Genomic DNA, 14,820 nt, shown 5'->3' with positions numbered 1-14,820 from the left:
TTAACACGCGGGAAGGGTGGACCATGGCCTCGACGAAGAGAGCGCTTTCTCGGATCCTCGGCGTCCTGGTGGCCGCGGCGCTCCCGCTGCTGCCCGCCGCGCCCGCCGAAGCGGCGGTGTCCGTGGTGAAGGTCCAGGACACGCAGCTCGATCCGGCGGCGCTGTACTTCGTGTCCTACGACGGCCTGGTGAACAACGACTCCTTCCAGCAGAGCGGCATTTTTAGCTACGCGGGCTACCAGTACGCGGCCTGGTACACCGCGGACCGCGGCGCCGTGATCGCCCGGCGCGCCGACGCCGCCGGCGCGTGGCAGACGGTCAAGCTGCCGCACAAGCTGACCGTGAACGACTCGCACAACGTGATCTCCATGGGGGTCTCGCCGGAGGACGGCCGGCTGCACGTGGCCATGGACACCCACGGCAACCAGGTCTACTACGTGGAGTCGGTGGCGGGGCTGCTGTCCGCGCCCGCCTCGCACGCGTGGACGCCGGCGGCGTTCGGCGCGGTCCAGCGCACGCTGAACGGCGTCGACCTCGGCGCGATCACCTACCCGCAGTTCGTGGTCACGCCGGAGCGGCGGCTGCAGCTGAGCTACCGCACCGGCGGCTCCGGCAACGGCGTCAACGAGCTCGCGGAGTACAGCGCGGGCAGCTGGCGCAAGCTCGGCAAGTGGACGTCGGCGACCGGCTCGTGGAAGTCCGGCAACGGCGTGACCAGCACGACGCGCAACATGTACCTGCACGGCATCACCTACGGTCCGGGTGGGCGGCTGCACGCCGCGTTCACCTGGCGCGAAGGCAACTCCGGCGTGCTGTGCGACGCCGGCGGGCTGGCCAACCACGACACCGGCTACGTCTACAGCGACGACCGCGGCCGGACCTGGCGGAACAACGCCGGCACGGCGGTGGCGACGACGGGCGGCACGCCGGTGGCGGTGGGTTCGCCGGGCACGGTCGTCGATCCGCTCACCGTCGACCACGGGCTGATGAACCAGGAGAGCCAGGCCGTCGACTCCGCGGGGCAGCCGCACGTGGTGATCAGCTACGTGCCGGGCCGGTTCACCCAGTGCGTCACGAACTATTCCGCACAGCGCAAGCAGTACGGGCGGACGTTCTTCCTCAGCCGGGCGGCCGACGGCAGCTGGACCAAGCGCGAAGTGCCGGTGGCGCCCGAGTCGACCCAGCGCTCGAAGCTGGTGTTCGACCGGGGCGACAACGCCTACCTCGTCATGCCGTACGGGCGGATCGTCGCGGCGACCAAGGCGAGCGGCTGGACCGACTGGAAGACGGTGTACAGCCCGGACCTGCGCGCCTTCGGCGAGGTCGACGTCGACGACTCGCGCCTGGCCGCCGAAGGCGTGATCTCCGTGATGTATCAGCAGGTTTCGAGCGGAACCACGCCGTCGCCGATCCGGGTGGCCGACTTCCGCCTGGGCTGAGCTCTCACTCGACCGTGACCGACTTGGCCAGGTTGCGCGGCTTGTCGATGTCGTAGCCCAGGGTGAGCGCGGCGTGGTAGGCGAGCAGCTGCAACGGGATGGTCAGCAGGATCGGGTCGAGCTCCGGCTCGGTCCGGGGCACGACGATCCGCGGGACGTCGAGTTCGCCGAAGTCGACGGTTTCGTGGGTCACCGCCAGCACGGCGCCGCCGCGGGCCTTGATCTGCTGCACCGCGGCCAGGTTGCGGTCGGTCAGCTCGTCGGCGGGCACGACGGCGACCGTCGGGAGCGCTTCGTCGATCAGGGCGAGCGGGCCGTGCTTGAGCTCGGAGGTCTGGTACGCCTCGGCGTGGCGGTAGGAGATCTCCTTGAACTTCTGGGCCCCTTCCCGCGCCACCGGGTAACCGCGGACGCGGCCCACGAAGAACAGGCTGCTCGCGGCCGCCACGGCCTTCGCGTGCTCGGCGATCGCCGGCTCCGCGTCCAGCACCGCCCGGATCTGGCCGGGCAGGGCGCGCAGGGCCGCGATGACGCGTCGGCCGTCGGCGGTGGAGAGGTCCCGCACCCGGCCGAGCGCCAGCGCGATCAGGGCGAAGCCGACGGCCATGTTGGTGAGCGCCTTGGTCGAGGCGACCGCGATCTCCGGGCCGGCGTGCAGGTAGACCCCGCCGTCGCAGGCGCGGGCGATGGTCGAGCCGACGACGTTGACCAGCCCGACGACGCGGCCGCCCTTGCGCTTGATCTCCTCGACGGCGAAGGCGGTGTCGATCGTTTCGCCGGACTGGCTGACCGCGATGTAGAGGGTGTCCGCTTCGATGATCGGGTTGCGGTAGCGGAACTCCGACGCGGCTTCGGCGTCGGCCGGGATCCTCGCCAGCTCCTCGATCATCGTCGCGCCGATCTGGCCGACGTAGTAGGCGGAGCCGCACCCGAGGATCTTCACGCGGCTGAACCCGCGCAGGTCCCGCGGCGTCAGGTTGAGCCCGTCCAGGCGGGCGACGCCGAACCGGTCGTCCAGCCGGCCCCGGATCACCCGCTCCACGGACTCGGGCTGCTCCTGGATCTCCTTGGCCATGTAGTGCGCGTAGCCGCCCAGGTCGAGGTCCTCGGCGTTGATGTCGATCTCGGTGGCCGGCTTGGTGGTGTCGCTTTCGTCGACGGTGAAGGTGCGGTAGCCGGTCGCGAAGACCGTCGCGAACTCGCCGTCGTCGAGGTGCGCGACCTGCGAGGTGTGCCGGACGAGCGCGGCGAGGTCGCTGGCGACGAACATCTCCCGCTCGCCGACGCCGATGATCAGCGGCGAGCCGTTGCGCGCGATCACCAGGCGGTCCGGGTGCTCGCTGTCGGTGACGGCGATCGCGTACGTGCCGGTGATCCGGGAGACCGCCTCGACGACGGCGTCTTCGAGGGTTTCGGCGGCGGAGCGGGCGATCAGGTGGGCGAGGACCTCGGTGTCGGTCTCGGACGTGAGGGTCACCCCGGCGTCGGCGAGCTGGGCGCGCAGCGCGTCGGCGTTGTCGATGATGCCGTTGTGGACGACGCAGATCCGGCCGTCCTCGGAGGTGTGCGGGTGGGCGTTGGCCTCCGACGCGGGCCCGTGCGTGGCCCACCTCGTGTGCCCGATGCCGACCTTCCCGGCGAGTCTCTTGGGCAGGGCCGCGGTCAGGTTCCGGACCCGGCCGACGACGCGGTGGACCTGCGCGCCGCCCTTGGCGCCGAGGACGGCGACCCCGGCGGAGTCGTAGCCGCGGTACTCCAGCCGGGTCAGTCCTTCGAGGAGGATGGGGGCCGCGTTCTGGCCGCCGATGTATCCGACGATTCCGCACATGGTGAACCTCTTACGTGGCAGGGAAAGGGGGCGCCGGTCAGCCGTAGACGATGCGTCGCAGCTGGCGCTCGGACAGGACCGGCGCGGCCACGAGGCGGCCGCGGAGCTCGGCGGCGATGAGGGGAAAGATCTCGGGGTTCTTCCGGCCCTCGGCCTGCAGCTCGGTGTGCCGGCGACGGACGTACTGCTCGGTGGGCGTCCGGTAGAAGGCGAGGACGTCGTCGACGACGCGGGCGGCGACCCCCGGCGGCAAACCGGTGGAAGCGGCCACGCGATCGACGATGTCGGTGTCCTCCACACAGGCCATCATGCCCTGCGCGGAGAGTGAAGGCCAAATTCTTGCCCGAAAACGGGCAAATATAGGGGTGGGTGCTCTCCGTCACTCGCCCGGAAGGATCGACAGGGGCAGCCACGTGGCGGCGCAGCGCCGACGCGAGCCCGGCGATCCGCGCGCTGCTCGTGGAGTTGGTCCAGTCGCCGACGTAGGCACCTGCGGCTGCTGCGGTGACGACCTGGCTCATGCGCCCCAATGTGGCGTTGGTTGCGTCCAGCGCACCCAATGTGGCGTTCGGTCAAGGCCGGGCAGTTAGCTGCGGCAGCGAACTGTCAAGGCTGCCCGATTGGCCCTATTAGCCCGATTGGCCCGGTTTCAGGTGCTCGCGAAAGGCCGTGAATGGCCCATTGAGGGACATAGAGTCCCTCAATGTGCCATTCACGGACCCGATCTTCGCCCGGTGTGCGGTGATCAGGCTGGTCAGCCAGGCGATCGTGGCCGCTGATACCGGCAGGGCACTGCGGTAGGAGATCGTCGCGGTGGTGGGGTGTGAGACAGTGGGCGCGGAGCCCCCGGACGTTTTTTCTTGAGTCACGACTTGATCAACATCCGGGGGCTCCGCCGCGTTCCCGACCAGAAGCCGGCAACCACCAAACCCCGTTACCCCACAACCACAACCAGCGCTGTCAACCCACCCCGACCAGCACCAACAGGATGAAAAATCCCCAATGTGGCGCTTCAGGTAAGCGCGGCCACGGCCTCTTCGGCGCTGTCGTAAGTCGGGAAGAAGTCCGCGAGGCCGATCAGGCCGAACGTGCGGGCGAGGCGGGCGGGGACGGCGACCAGCGCGACGCCGGCTTCGGCGGCCGCCGCGACGTTGACGGCGGCGATGAGCGCCGAGATGCCGCTGGAGTCGCAGAACGTCACGCCGGTCAGGTCCACCACGAGCAGCTGCTCGCGGGCCAGCGCGAGATCGCCGATCCGGGCGCGGAGCCGGGGTGCGGTCGCCATGTCGAGTTCGCCGCGGACGGTGACCACGGGCCCGGTCCCGGTGGTGCGGGTCTCGGCGGAGAACGGGTGATCCGTCACGGCCGATCGCTCCCGGGCAGCGGGATGCTCAACGCCAGCAGGGCGGTGTCGTCTTCGACGCCGTCGCCGAATCCGGCGAGCAGGCCGGTCACCGCCGTGATCACCGCCGGCGCGGTCGTCGGGGCCAGGCCGGTCAGGTCCTCCCGCAGCTGCTCTTCGCTGTAGCGGGCCCGGCCTTGCGTGCGGGCTTCGGTCAGCCCGTCGGTGTACAGCAGCATCGTGTCTCCCGGCGCCAGACGCACGTCCATCGTCGCGAACCGCGGGTTCGGCAGCGCGCCGACCAGCTGGCCGCCTGGCAGGTCCAGGAACGAGGACGTGCCGTCGGCGCGGATGAGCAGCGCCGGCGGGTGCCCGCCGGTGGCGAGGGTGACCGCGGCGCTGTCGCCGCCGGGCCGGACGCGGCCGTGGATGACGGTGCAGTAGCGCGGGTCGGCGCCGTGGAACTGCTGGTGCAGCACGGTGTTGAGGTGGTCGAGCACGGCGGCCGGGTCCGGGGCGTACACCGCGGCCGCACGCAGCGTGTAGCGCGCCAGCGACGTCACCACGGCCGCGGCCGCGCCCTTCCCGGACACGTCGCCGAGGAAGAACCCCCACGTGTCGCCGGTCAGCGGGAACAGGTCGTAGAAGTCGCCGCCGACCTCGTCGGCCGACGCGGGGTGGTAGTACGCCGCGACCCGCATGCCGGGCACCTCGGACAGCGCGGGCGGCAGCAGGGTCTGCTGCAACGTCCTCGCCAGCCGCTGCACCCGGTCGCGTTCGCGCTCGGCTTCGTCGCGCGCCCGCAGCAGCTCCTGCTCGTAGGCGCGCCGGTCCCGCGCGTCGAAGACCGTGGTGCGGACCAGCTGCGCCTTCCCGTCGGTGCCGGTCTTGATCGTCGAGGTGACCAGCACCGGCAGCCGCGTCCCGTCCGCGGCCTCCAGCTCGAAGGCGACCCCGCCGAGTTCACCCTGCATGCGCAGGAGCGGCGCGAAGTGCGTCTCGTGGTACAGCCGGCCGCCGACGGTCAGCAGATCGGGGAACCGGCGGCGGCCGACCACCTCGTCGCGTTCGTAGCCGAGCCAGTTCAGCAGCGTCGTGTTGATCTTCGCGATCGTGCCGTCCAGCAGCGTCGAAAGGTACCCGCAGGGCGCGTGCTCGTAGAGGTCTTCCGCGCTGTCTTCCAGCAACGCCGAAAACGCCGGGCCGGGGTGGTCGCCGGCTTCGCACATCATGGCCCGTCCACGAACGCCGTGATCGCGCCGACGGTGGCTTCCGGCGCGCTGAGCTGCGGGCAGTGCCCGGTCGCGTCGAGCGTCACCAGCACGCTGCCGGGGATCCGCTCATGGGTGAACTGCCCGACCTCGGGCGGCGCGATGGCGTCGCGGGCGCACTGGACGACCAGCGTCGGCACGGTCACCTCGGCCAGGTCGGCCCGGTTGTCGGACAGGAACGTGGCCCTGGCGAACACCCGCGCGATCGCCGGGTCGGTCCGGCAGAAGCTGTTCGTCAGCTCCTCACCCAGTTCCGGGCGCTCCGGGTTGCCCATGATCACCGGCGCCATCGTCGCCGACCAGCCCAGGTAGTTCGACTCCAGCGCGGCGAGCAGTTCGTCGATGTCGGCGCGGCTGAACCCGCCGCGGTAGTCCTCGTCGTCGAGGTAGCGGGGCGACGGCGTGAGCAGCACCAGCTTCGCGAAGCGGTCCGGTTCGCGGTTGGCGGCCAGTACCGCGATCATCGCGCTGACCGAGTGCCCGACCAGCACGACGTCCCGCAGGTCCAGTTCGCGGCACAGGACCAGGACGTCGTCGGCGTAGCCGTCGAGGGTGCTGTAGCGCTCGGCGGTCCAGGCCGACAGGTCCGAGCGTCCGGCGCCGGTGTGGTCGAACAGCACCACCCGGTACCGCTCGGCCAGCTCCGGGACGACGAGGCGCCACAGGTTCTGGTCACAGCCGAACCCGTGCGCGAGCAGGACGGTCGGGCCGTCGTCACGGCCGGTGACGACGACGTTGTTCCTGCTGCGCACGTCCACCGCCTCATCGTCCCACCCCGGCCGCCCGGCGCGTGGGCTGAGCGGGAGTTCTTTCGGGTTGCCGCCATCTGCTGTGAACGGCTCGGGGAGGGGCTGATGGACGTCTTCGAGGCCGAAGGCGACCTGGCGAGCTACGCGGCCAGGTTCGGCCGCGCGTGAGCGCGCCGGTGTCGTTACGCGAGCGCGTCGGCGCGGGTGGCGACGACGGCCAGCGTCTCGTGCAGGCCGGTCAGGCGCAGGGTGCGTGCGACGACGCCGTCTTCCGGCGCGACGACCCGGACCCCGGTGCCGGCACCGGCCGCGCGGCGGGCGTTGAGCAGGGCCGTGATGCCGATGGAGGCGAGGAAGGAGACCTCGGTCAGGTCGATCACCAGCAGCTTCGGCGTGGCGGCGAGAGCGGCGGCGACCTCTGCTTCCAGCACCGGGGCGCTGAGCAGGTCGACCTCGCCGGACACCGCGAGCAGCACGGCGTCGCCGGGGTGGTGCGCGGTCACGCGCAGAAGGTCCTGCGGCCGGAGCCGGCTGCCGTCAGCGGTCATCGTCGCCTCGTCCCTCCTCGTCAGCCCGCCTGTTACCCAGTTCTCGGACGGGCGAAACATGCTCGGGAAAAATTCCGGACCGGCGCGCGCGACCACCCACGCCGTCGCTGCGGCTCAGGCGTCCCGCGCGGCCTTCAGGAGGGTCTCGGTGGCCCACCGGTAGTCCGGTTTGCCCGACGGTGAGCGTTGGATGCGCGGGACGACGTGGGTGAGGCGGGGGAGTTTGTAGCGGGCGATCAACGGCGCGAGGTGCGTTTCGAGGTCTTGCCGGGTCACGCCGTCCGCGGTGGGGTGCAGCTGGAGCACCGCGGCGACCCGCTGCCCCCAGCGGGGGTCGGGGATGCCCGCGACGACCGCGTCGGTGATCGCCGGGTGGGTCTTGAGGGCGGCTTCGACCTCTTCGGGGTGGATCTTCTCGCCGCCGGAGTTGATGCAGATCGCGCCGCGGCCGAGGAAGCGGACGGTGCCGTCGGCGTCCACCGTGGCCTGGTCGCCGGACAGGGCCCAGCGGACGCCGCCGGCTTCGACGAAGGTGCGGGCGGTCTTGGCCGGGTCCCCGTAGTAGCCGAGGGCGATGTGGCCGCGGCGGGCCACCTGGCCCACCACGCCGCTGCCGGGGTGACGGGCGCGAGGTCCGCGTCGAGGACGGTGGTGGTGTCGTTGACGGTGAAGTGCCGGTTCCCGTCCATGCCCGCCCCGCTGTGACCGGTCTCGGTGGAGCCGAAACTGTCCACTATGTACAGCTCGGGCAGGTGGGCGCCGAGCCGGGCGCGGACCGCCGGGCTGAGCAGCGCGCCGGCACTGGCGATGATGCGCAGTGACGGCAGGGCCCGGGTGTCCGCGTCGAGGGCGTCGAGGGCTTCGAGGAGCGGCACGGCCATCGCGTCGCCGACGATCATCATCGTCTGGCAGCCCTGTTCGCGGATGACGCGGACCGCCGCGTCGCCCGAGTACCGGCGGACCAGGCAGACCTTGCCGCCGCCGAGGAAGGTGATGAACGAGGCGAGGACGCTGGTGCCGTGCATCAGCGGCGGCGCGGCGAACATCACCAGCGGGTCGGCCGCGGCCGCGCGCGGGCCGGCGTCCTCGGGCGCGGTGAGGCCTTCGGCGCCGGCGCTCATGCCGCCGAAGAGCAGGTCTTCGTGCCGCCACACGACACCCTTGGGCAGGCCGGTCGTGCCGCCGGTGTAGATGATCACGAGGTCGTCGGCGGACCGCGCCGGGAACCCCGCGCGGTCGTCGGGCCGGACAGCCAGCGCCTCTTCGTACCGCAGGCTGCCCGCGGGCAGGTCCCCGCCGGGGCCGACGGCCAGCAGGTGCCGCAGCCGCGGCACGTCCGGCAGGACCGCCGCCACCCGCCCGGCGAACTCGGTGTCGTACACCAAGCCGACGAGATCCGCGTTGTCGTACAGGTAGCGGAGTTCGTCGCGGACGTACCGGAAGTTCACGTTGATGGGCACCGCGCGGATCTTCAGCAGCGCGAGCATGGTTTCGAGGTATTCCGGGCCGTTCATCAGGTGGCACCCGACGTGGTCGCCGGCGCCGATGCCGGCCGCCGCGAAGTGGTGGGCCAGCCGGTTGGCGCGCCGGTCGAGCTCCCGGTAGGTGAGCGTCCGGCCCTCGGCGTACAGGGCTTCCCGGCCGGGGACCGCGTCGGCGATGTGCTCGAACAGGTCGGCCAGGTTGAACGCCATCACGCACCCCGCAGGTGGGCGGCGGTGGTGCCGCCGAGCGGCAGGGCGGGCAGGCCGAGCTTGCGGTGGTCCCACGACCGGGTTCGTTCCGCGTCGACGCGGACGGCGACCCGCTTGGTGAGCATGAACTCGACCATCGGCCGGACTTCCTCGCTGTACGGGCCGTTGTACCGCTCCCACACGTTCACGCCGACCGCCCACAGCGCGTCGGGGTCGTCGACGATCGTGGCGCGGCCTTCCAGTGCGACGCCGCGCAGCGCGTCGTAGGTGTCGCCGGTCTCGACCATCACGGTGACCCGGCTGTCGCGGCGCAGGTTCGTGGCTTTCTGGGACTTGGCCTTGGTTTCGAACCACAGCACGCCGTCGAGCACGGCGTACCACATCGCGACGAGGTGGGGCTGTCCGGACGGACCCACCGTGGCGAGGGTCGCGACCCGCTGCTCGTTCAGGAATTCGGTGATCTCCGCCGCGGACATCACGATCTGCTCGCGCTGGTTCACGCCCATGAGAGCCCCTTTGCTCCTCGATGAGACATAGTCCAGAATGAGACTATGTCTCAGAGTGAACCGGAAAGCCTGGCCGTCCGCAAGAGGCGGGCGACGAACGCGCGGATCGCCGCGTCGGCGGCTCGGCTGGCCGGCCGGCAGGGGGTGGCCACCACGACGGTGGACCAGATCGCCGCGGACGCCGAAGTCGGCCGCGCGACGTTCTTCCGCTACTACGACACGAAGGAAAGCGCGGTCGCCGAAGGCATCACCGGGCCGTGGCTCACGCTGGTCACCGAGGCGATCGCCCGTCAGCCCGGCGACCTGTCGCCGAAGGACGCCCTCGTGGCGGCCTTCGGCGAACTCGCGGCCGAGTTCCCGGCGCACGCCGGCCAGATCCGGGAACTGGCCCGGCTCACCCGCTCGTCGCCGACCCTCAACGCCTGGACCGCGCAGGCCTACCAGCGCTACGAGCACGCGATCGCCGAGCTGCTCACGCCGCGCTTCGGCGGCCGCACCGAACACGACCCGCGGCCCCGCCTCCTGGCGGCCGTCGCCATGGCGGCGGTCCGCATCTCCCTGGACGACTGGATCGACCACGGCGGCGCCCTGCCGGACCTCATCCACCGCGCCCTCGACGCCATCACGGTCGAACCGCGCTGAGGGCCCGGCCGCGGCTTCCAGGGGATCCGGAGTGGTTCACGGGGATGCTCTGAAGGCCCCCATCAGCGCATTAGTGTCGCGCGTCCGAGGTTCGTTGACAGTGGTCCGGGGTTGCGCCCCAATGTGGCGTTGGGTGCGTTGGACGCACCGAACGCCACATTGGGTGCGCTGGACGCACCGAACGCCACATTGGGGCGCGCGGCGAGGCGCTCAGTCAGCGCATGGTCCACTTCTGGTTGTCCGCGGTGCCGCACGCCCAGAGAACGATCTTCGTGGCGTTGGCGGTGCTCGCGTTGTAGGCGTCGAGGCAGAGGCCGGACTGCGTGCCGCGAATGGTGCCGTCGGTTCCCAAGGTCCACTGCTGGTTGGGTTGCCCGTTGCAGTCCCAGATCACCGCCCGCGTGCCGTTGGCCGTGCCCTGGTTGTAGGCGTCGAGGCACTTGGTGCCGTAGATGGTCAGCTGCTTGGCCGCGGTGTAGGTCCACCGCTGGTTGTTCTGCCCGTTGCAGTCCCACAGCTGGGCCTGGGTGCCGTTGGCCGTGGCGGAGTTGTCGATGTCGAGGCACCGCCCCGACTGCTTGCCGGTGACGGCCCCCGTTTGGCTGCTGGTGGGGGCTTCGGTACCGGAGACCGTCAGCAGGACGGCCTCGTTGGCGGGCACCGTCACGGTGTAGCTCGTGGTCCGGCTGCCGAGGTCGGTGCCGGCCCAGACGTCGCGGACCGACGCCGTGGCTCCCAGGCCGAGGTCCGCGAACCGCACGGTCACCGGGGCGGCCGAGCCGGTGCGGTTGAGTGCGACCACCGCGCGGCGGCCGCTGCCACTCAGGGTCTTGCTGTACACCTGCCGCCCCGTGGCGTCCTCGGCCACCTTGACGCCCTGCTTGCCCGCCGCGTCCTGGTCGATGGCCACGACTTCCGGGTTGGCGAGGATGTTCTTCGTCTCGGTCGTCATGGTGTCCAGCCGGTTCCCCGCGAGCAGCGGCGCTCCGGAAACGGCCCACAGGCTCAGGTGCGTGCGGTTCTGGGCGGCGGTGAAGCCCGGCATGCCGACCACGAGCATGTCGGGATCGTTGTAGTGCCCGGGGCTTTGCGCGGCCGGGTGCTGCGCGGAGTCGAAGTTGCGCAGGACGCGGTCCATCGACGGGCTCTCGCCCCAGAAGATGATGTCCTGGCTGGTCCGCCACATCGTCGACATTCCCGGCGCCCAGTTCCACGGGTCCTGGTTGCCCCAGTTGCAGACCGACAGCACCAGCGGCCTGCCCGTCCGCGCGGTCGCCCGGCCGATCGAGTCACTGATCGCCTGGTACGCGGTTCGCGCGTCGAGGCCCTCGGCGTTCCCGCCGCACCAGTCGACCTTGACGAAGTCGAAGCCCCACTGGGAGAACTGCAGGAAGTCCTGGTCGTAGTGCCCTTCGCTGCCCGATCCCGGTGCCGCCGGACGGCCGGTCGGGTAGTAGTAGCCGCAACCGTCGCGGCCGGCGTCGGTGTAGATGCCGGCCTTCAGGCCCTTGCCGTGGAGGTAGTCGGCGATGGCCTTCATCCCGCCCGGCCATTCGTTCTGGTCGACCGTGATGTTCCCCGCCGCGTCCCGGGTGCCCTGCCACCAGCCTTCGTCGATGTTGACGTAGTTGTAGCCCGCCGCGGCCAGCCCGCTCGAAACCAGGGCGTCGGCCTGCTGCTTGATCACGTTGAAGTTGATCTGGGCCGCGAAGCTGTTCCACGAAGCCCACCCCATCGGGGGAGCGGTCACCGCCGCGGAGACGGCGGCCGTTGCTTCGGCCGCCGACGCCGGGGTCGCGGGCAGTGCCGTCCCGGCCAACGCCAGCACAGCCGCCGCGACGACGACGCGGATCCGTTGGCGACGATTTGGCCGGCGCATCCGGACGGACATGGGAACCTCCACGACAGGGGTCGACGACGCTGTGTCACCTGAAACCGTGCTGCCGAAGAGTGTTAGCGCTCACATTTCCGCTGTCAACCACCGGAAGTGGTGTTCAGCCGAACAGTAGTCTGGTGGCATGGTGGAACGCGTCCATCCGGACGACCGTGACGGTGTGCCGGCCGTCGCGCACTCCGCCGAGAGCGCCGACGCGGGTGTGGTCGTGCGGCCCGAGACCCTGCTGCTCACCTTGTTCGGCATCCACGTGCTCGACCACGGCATCGCGCTGTCCACCCGGAGCGTGCTCACGGTGATGGCCGAACTCGGCGTCGGCGAGCACGCCACCCGCGCCACCCTGAGCCGGATGATCCGGCGTGAGCTCCTGCGGACCGCCCGCCGCGGCCGGCAAGCCTTCCTCGGCCTGACGCCGCACGGCGAATCCGTGCTGCGGGAGGGTTTGCGCCGGCTGGAAGGCCCGGTCGTCGACCGCGACTGGGACGGCCGCTGGACGCTGCTGACCTTCTCCGTTCCGGAGGCCCGGCGCGCGGACCGGCACGCGCTGCGCACCCGGCTCGAATGGCTGGGTTTCGGTCCGCTGCGCAGCGGCCTGTGGGTTTCGGCCTCGTGCCAGGACGTGTCTCCCGCGTTGGCCGAACTCGACCTGCTCCCGCACGCCGAGGTGTTCCGTGCGGAAGCCTTCATGTGGACCGATCCGGTCCGGATCGCGCGGGAGGCGTGGGATCTCGCCGTGCTCGCCGAGGGGTACGGCCGGTTCTGCGAACGATGGTCGGAGCCGGCGCGGGGCGGCCTCGGCGAGCTGGCGCGCCAGGTCCGCGTCGAAGCGGAGTGGCTGCTGCTCATCCGCCGCGATCCCCGGCTGCCACTGGCATTGTTGCCGGAGGACTGGCCAGGGGTGGCCGCGGAACAGCTGTTCCGGTCCCTGCGGTGGCAGCTGGCGCGCCCGGCGCAGCAGCAGGCCGCCGAGCTCCTCGAGTTCATCGTGGACGAATGATTCCCGTGAACAATTCCGGATCCCCGGAAGCGGGCGCGCCCTTCACGTCGTGAGCCTCGCGTGGTCGTCCCCCTGATGAGCAGTGTGCGGGAATCGCACCGTGATGGTCAGGCCGCCTTCGGGGCGTGCGGTGGTGGTGAGAGTGGCGTGGTGGGCTTGGGTGACGGCGTTGACGATGGCGAGACCGAGTCCGTAGCCGTCGCGGCGGCTGTTCCGGTCGGGCACCAGTCTTTGGAAGGGCTGGAAGAGGCGTTGGACCTGGTCGCCCGGGATGACCGGCCCGCTGTTGGTGACGGTCAGGGTGGCCTGTGTGCCGGCGGTCAGCGTGGTGATCTCCACGTGGCCCCCCGGGTGGTTGTGGCGGATGGCGTTGTCGATGAGATTGGCGGCGAGGCTTTCGATCAGCCCCGGGTCTCCGGCCGTCACCGCGGGTGCGAGGTGTTCGGCGAGGTCGATGCTTCTCTGCGGCGCCTGGTCTCGGCGGGGGGTGAGCACCCGGTGAACGACGTGGGCGAGGTCGAGGGTGTCCCGGCGGGTGATGCCGCGCTCGCTGGTGGCCAGGGCGAGCAGTGCTTGGACGAGCCGCTCCTGGTACCCGCCGACGGCGAGAGCCTCCTGGCAGGTCGTGCGGAGGGCGTCGGCATCGGCGTCGGGATCGGCGAGCGCGACTTCCAGGAGGGTCCGCAGACCGGCGAGCGGGGTGCGCAGTTCGTGAGAAGCGTTGGCGACGAAATGCCGCTGAGCGTCGAAGGAGCCTTCCAGGCGAGCGAAGAGGTCGTCGAGGATGGCGCCCAGCTCGGTCAGCTCGTCGGCGGGCTCGCCGAGGTCGAGGCGCTGGTGGAGGTTTCCGGCGGAGATGGCTTTGGCGGTGGCGGTGATGGCCCGCAGGGGCCGCAGAAAGCGGCCGGCGACGAACCAGCCGACCACCCAGGCGATGGGGACGAGGAAGGCGACGGCGACGGCGGAGCCGACCAGGAGCTGAGATGGGCCGATTCCGTCCCCGGTTCCGGTGAGCACGGCCGGGGCCGGGCTGTTGGCGGGTGTGGTGGTCGACTGGATGCCGGCGAGCGGGACCGTGACGATGGCGAGGACCACGAGCCCGGCGAGGAAGATTCCGGTGGCGTAGAAGAGCGTGAGCCGGGCCTGCAACGACCGCCGGGGGAGCGGCTGGGGATCAGCCATGGTGTGGTGGTCCGATCCGGTAGCCGCCTTCTCGGATGGTCACGATCACGGGCGGGTCGCCGAGTTTGGCGCGCAACCGGTGCATGGTGTGCTTGACCGCGGAACTGAACGGGTCGGCCGCTTCGTCCCAGGCTCGTTCGAGGAGTTCCTCGGCGGACAGGACCAGACCCGGTGCGGCGAGCAGGCATTCCAGGAGCGCGAACTCCTTGGGGCTGAGCTCGAGGCGCCGTCCGGCGCGAAACGCCGTCCGCCGAGCCGGGTCGAGGGTGATGTCCCCGCACGAGAGGGCCGGGGGCAGCGGCGGGGTGGCCCGGCGGGCCAGCGCCCGGACCCGGGCGACCAGTTCGGCGAAGGCGAACGGCTTGGGGAGGTAGTCGTCGGCGCCGAGGCCGAGCCCTTCGACGCGGTCTTCGATCGTGCCGGCCGCGGTCAGCATCAACACGCGGGTGTCGCGGCGGTCGCGGGCCAGTCGCCGGCAGATGTCGTCCCCGTGGACGCCGGGCAGGTCCCGGTCGAGGATCACCACGTCGTAGCGGGTGGCGACCAAGCGGTCGAGGGCGTCGGTCCCGTCCAGCACGACGTCGACGGCCATACCCTCGCGGCGCAGCCCGGTGCCGATGGAGCGAGCCAGCACCTCGAAGTCCTCGACCACCAGAACCCTCACCGCGGGCCACAACCGGTTTGCCGTGTCATGCGCTCCACGATGCCAGGTGGCCGGTTCCAACCAG

The 14,820-nt window shown here is 71.0% G+C and carries 15 protein-coding genes; 3 read left to right on the top strand and 12 right to left on the bottom strand.

The features are described from left to right. Positions 1-23 precede the first annotated feature (23 nt). Positions 24-1,439 carry a BNR repeat-containing protein gene (locus AB0M82_RS27085; protein WP_364727306.1) on the top strand — a complete coding sequence of 472 codons (1,416 nt, stop codon included), beginning with the start codon at positions 24-26 and terminating at the stop codon, positions 1,437-1,439. A 4-nt stretch (positions 1,440-1,443) separates the two neighbouring features. On the opposite strand, the gene glmS is transcribed toward AB0M82_RS27085, so the two are convergent. The 9 genes from glmS to AB0M82_RS27040 all read right to left on the bottom strand — a co-directional run bounded on the left by glmS (position 1,444) and on the right by AB0M82_RS27040 (position 9,377). After that, positions 1,444-3,267 carry a glutamine--fructose-6-phosphate transaminase (isomerizing) gene (glmS, locus tag AB0M82_RS27080; protein ID WP_364727304.1) on the bottom strand — a complete coding sequence of 608 codons (1,824 nt, stop codon included), beginning with the start codon at positions 3,265-3,267 and terminating at the stop codon, positions 1,444-1,446. Between the two features lie 37 nt (positions 3,268-3,304). After that, a complete protein-coding gene (locus AB0M82_RS27075; RefSeq protein WP_364727301.1) occupies positions 3,305-3,577 on the bottom strand; it encodes a hypothetical protein in 273 nt (90 codons plus the stop codon). Between the two features lie 702 nt (positions 3,578-4,279). Beyond that, a complete protein-coding gene (locus AB0M82_RS27070) occupies positions 4,280-4,630 on the bottom strand; it encodes an STAS domain-containing protein (protein WP_364727298.1) in 351 nt (116 codons plus the stop codon). Beyond that, positions 4,627-5,841: a SpoIIE family protein phosphatase gene (locus AB0M82_RS27065; RefSeq protein WP_364727295.1), complete on the bottom strand. Its 1,215-nt coding sequence runs from the start codon at positions 5,839-5,841 to the stop codon at positions 4,627-4,629. Before AB0M82_RS27065 ends, AB0M82_RS27070 begins: the two co-directional genes overlap by 4 nt. Continuing rightward, positions 5,838-6,638 carry an alpha/beta hydrolase gene (locus AB0M82_RS27060; RefSeq protein ID WP_364727293.1) on the bottom strand — a complete coding sequence of 267 codons (801 nt, stop codon included), beginning with the start codon at positions 6,636-6,638 and terminating at the stop codon, positions 5,838-5,840. The genes AB0M82_RS27065 and AB0M82_RS27060 overlap by 4 nt, the downstream gene beginning before the upstream one ends. Positions 6,639-6,811: 173 nt before the next feature. Next, a complete protein-coding gene (locus AB0M82_RS27055) occupies positions 6,812-7,177 on the bottom strand; it encodes an STAS domain-containing protein (protein ID WP_364727291.1) in 366 nt (121 codons plus the stop codon). 114 nt (positions 7,178-7,291) lie between these two features. Continuing rightward, a complete protein-coding gene (locus AB0M82_RS27050; RefSeq protein WP_364727361.1) occupies positions 7,292-7,519 on the bottom strand; it encodes a hypothetical protein in 228 nt (75 codons plus the stop codon). Further along, positions 7,450-8,871, bottom strand: coding sequence for an AMP-binding protein (locus AB0M82_RS27045; protein ID WP_364727287.1), 1,422 nt, complete (start codon positions 8,869-8,871; stop codon positions 7,450-7,452). The genes AB0M82_RS27050 and AB0M82_RS27045 overlap by 70 nt, the downstream gene beginning before the upstream one ends. Next, positions 8,871-9,377 carry a PPOX class F420-dependent oxidoreductase gene (locus AB0M82_RS27040; RefSeq protein ID WP_364727284.1) on the bottom strand — a complete coding sequence of 169 codons (507 nt, stop codon included), beginning with the start codon at positions 9,375-9,377 and terminating at the stop codon, positions 8,871-8,873. Before AB0M82_RS27040 ends, AB0M82_RS27045 begins: the two co-directional genes overlap by 1 nt. A 45-nt stretch (positions 9,378-9,422) precedes the next feature. On the opposite strand from AB0M82_RS27040, the gene AB0M82_RS27035 reads away from it, so the two are divergent. Continuing rightward, a complete protein-coding gene (locus tag AB0M82_RS27035) occupies positions 9,423-10,019 on the top strand; it encodes a TetR family transcriptional regulator (RefSeq protein ID WP_364727281.1) in 597 nt (198 codons plus the stop codon). A gap of 214 nt (positions 10,020-10,233) precedes the next feature. Here the strand turns inward: AB0M82_RS27035 and AB0M82_RS27030 are convergent, their stop codons facing one another. Next, positions 10,234-11,910, bottom strand: a complete 1,677-nt coding sequence (locus tag AB0M82_RS27030; RefSeq protein ID WP_364727279.1) for a ricin-type beta-trefoil lectin domain protein — start codon at positions 11,908-11,910, stop codon at positions 10,234-10,236. A gap of 127 nt (positions 11,911-12,037) precedes the next feature. Between AB0M82_RS27030 and AB0M82_RS27025 the strand changes: the two genes are divergently transcribed. Beyond that, the gene (locus tag AB0M82_RS27025) at positions 12,038-12,910 is read left to right on the top strand and encodes a PaaX family transcriptional regulator C-terminal domain-containing protein (protein ID WP_364727276.1); all 873 of its coding nucleotides are present in this window, start codon (positions 12,038-12,040) and stop codon (positions 12,908-12,910) included. Between the two features lie 42 nt (positions 12,911-12,952). Here the strand turns inward: AB0M82_RS27025 and AB0M82_RS27020 are convergent, their stop codons facing one another. Next, positions 12,953-14,092 (bottom strand): HAMP domain-containing sensor histidine kinase, encoded by a 1,140-nt coding sequence (locus tag AB0M82_RS27020; RefSeq protein WP_364727273.1) that lies wholly within the window; start codon positions 14,090-14,092, stop codon positions 12,953-12,955. Continuing rightward, positions 14,085-14,756: a response regulator transcription factor gene (locus AB0M82_RS27015; RefSeq protein WP_364727271.1), complete on the bottom strand. Its 672-nt coding sequence runs from the start codon at positions 14,754-14,756 to the stop codon at positions 14,085-14,087. Before AB0M82_RS27015 ends, AB0M82_RS27020 begins: the two co-directional genes overlap by 8 nt. Between the last annotated feature and the right edge of the window lie 64 nt (positions 14,757-14,820).

Origin of the sequence: Amycolatopsis sp. NPDC051128 (assembly GCF_040682715.1) — a bacterium.
In the GTDB taxonomy this organism is placed as follows: domain Bacteria; phylum Actinomycetota; class Actinomycetes; order Mycobacteriales; family Pseudonocardiaceae; genus Amycolatopsis.
Note: the sequence above shows the minus strand (reverse complement) of the source record. Positions and strands in the feature narration are given on the sequence as shown.

Bases quoted from the DNA above. Each gene is read 5' to 3' on its own strand.
- AB0M82_RS27065 (WP_364727295.1), bottom strand. From the start codon at position 5,841: ATGATGTGCGAAGCCGGCGACCACCCCGGCCCGGCGTTTTCGGCGTTG.
- AB0M82_RS27025 (WP_364727276.1), top strand. From the start codon at position 12,038: ATGGTGGAACGCGTCCATCCGGACGACCGTGACGGTGTGCCGGCCGTC.
- AB0M82_RS27055 (WP_364727291.1), bottom strand. From the start codon at position 7,177: ATGACCGCTGACGGCAGCCGGCTCCGGCCGCAGGACCTTCTGCGCGTG.
- glmS (WP_364727304.1), bottom strand. From the start codon at position 3,267: ATGTGCGGAATCGTCGGATACATCGGCGGCCAGAACGCGGCCCCCATC.
- AB0M82_RS27020 (WP_364727273.1), bottom strand. From the start codon at position 14,092: ATGGCTGATCCCCAGCCGCTCCCCCGGCGGTCGTTGCAGGCCCGGCTC.
- AB0M82_RS27045 (WP_364727287.1), bottom strand. From the start codon at position 8,871: ATGGCGTTCAACCTGGCCGACCTGTTCGAGCACATCGCCGACGCGGTC.
- AB0M82_RS27035 (WP_364727281.1), top strand. From the start codon at position 9,423: ATGTCTCAGAGTGAACCGGAAAGCCTGGCCGTCCGCAAGAGGCGGGCG.
- AB0M82_RS27030 (WP_364727279.1), bottom strand. From the start codon at position 11,910: ATGTCCGTCCGGATGCGCCGGCCAAATCGTCGCCAACGGATCCGCGTC.
- AB0M82_RS27085 (WP_364727306.1), top strand. From the start codon at position 24: ATGGCCTCGACGAAGAGAGCGCTTTCTCGGATCCTCGGCGTCCTGGTG.
- AB0M82_RS27040 (WP_364727284.1), bottom strand. From the start codon at position 9,377: ATGGGCGTGAACCAGCGCGAGCAGATCGTGATGTCCGCGGCGGAGATC.
- AB0M82_RS27075 (WP_364727301.1), bottom strand. From the start codon at position 3,577: ATGATGGCCTGTGTGGAGGACACCGACATCGTCGATCGCGTGGCCGCT.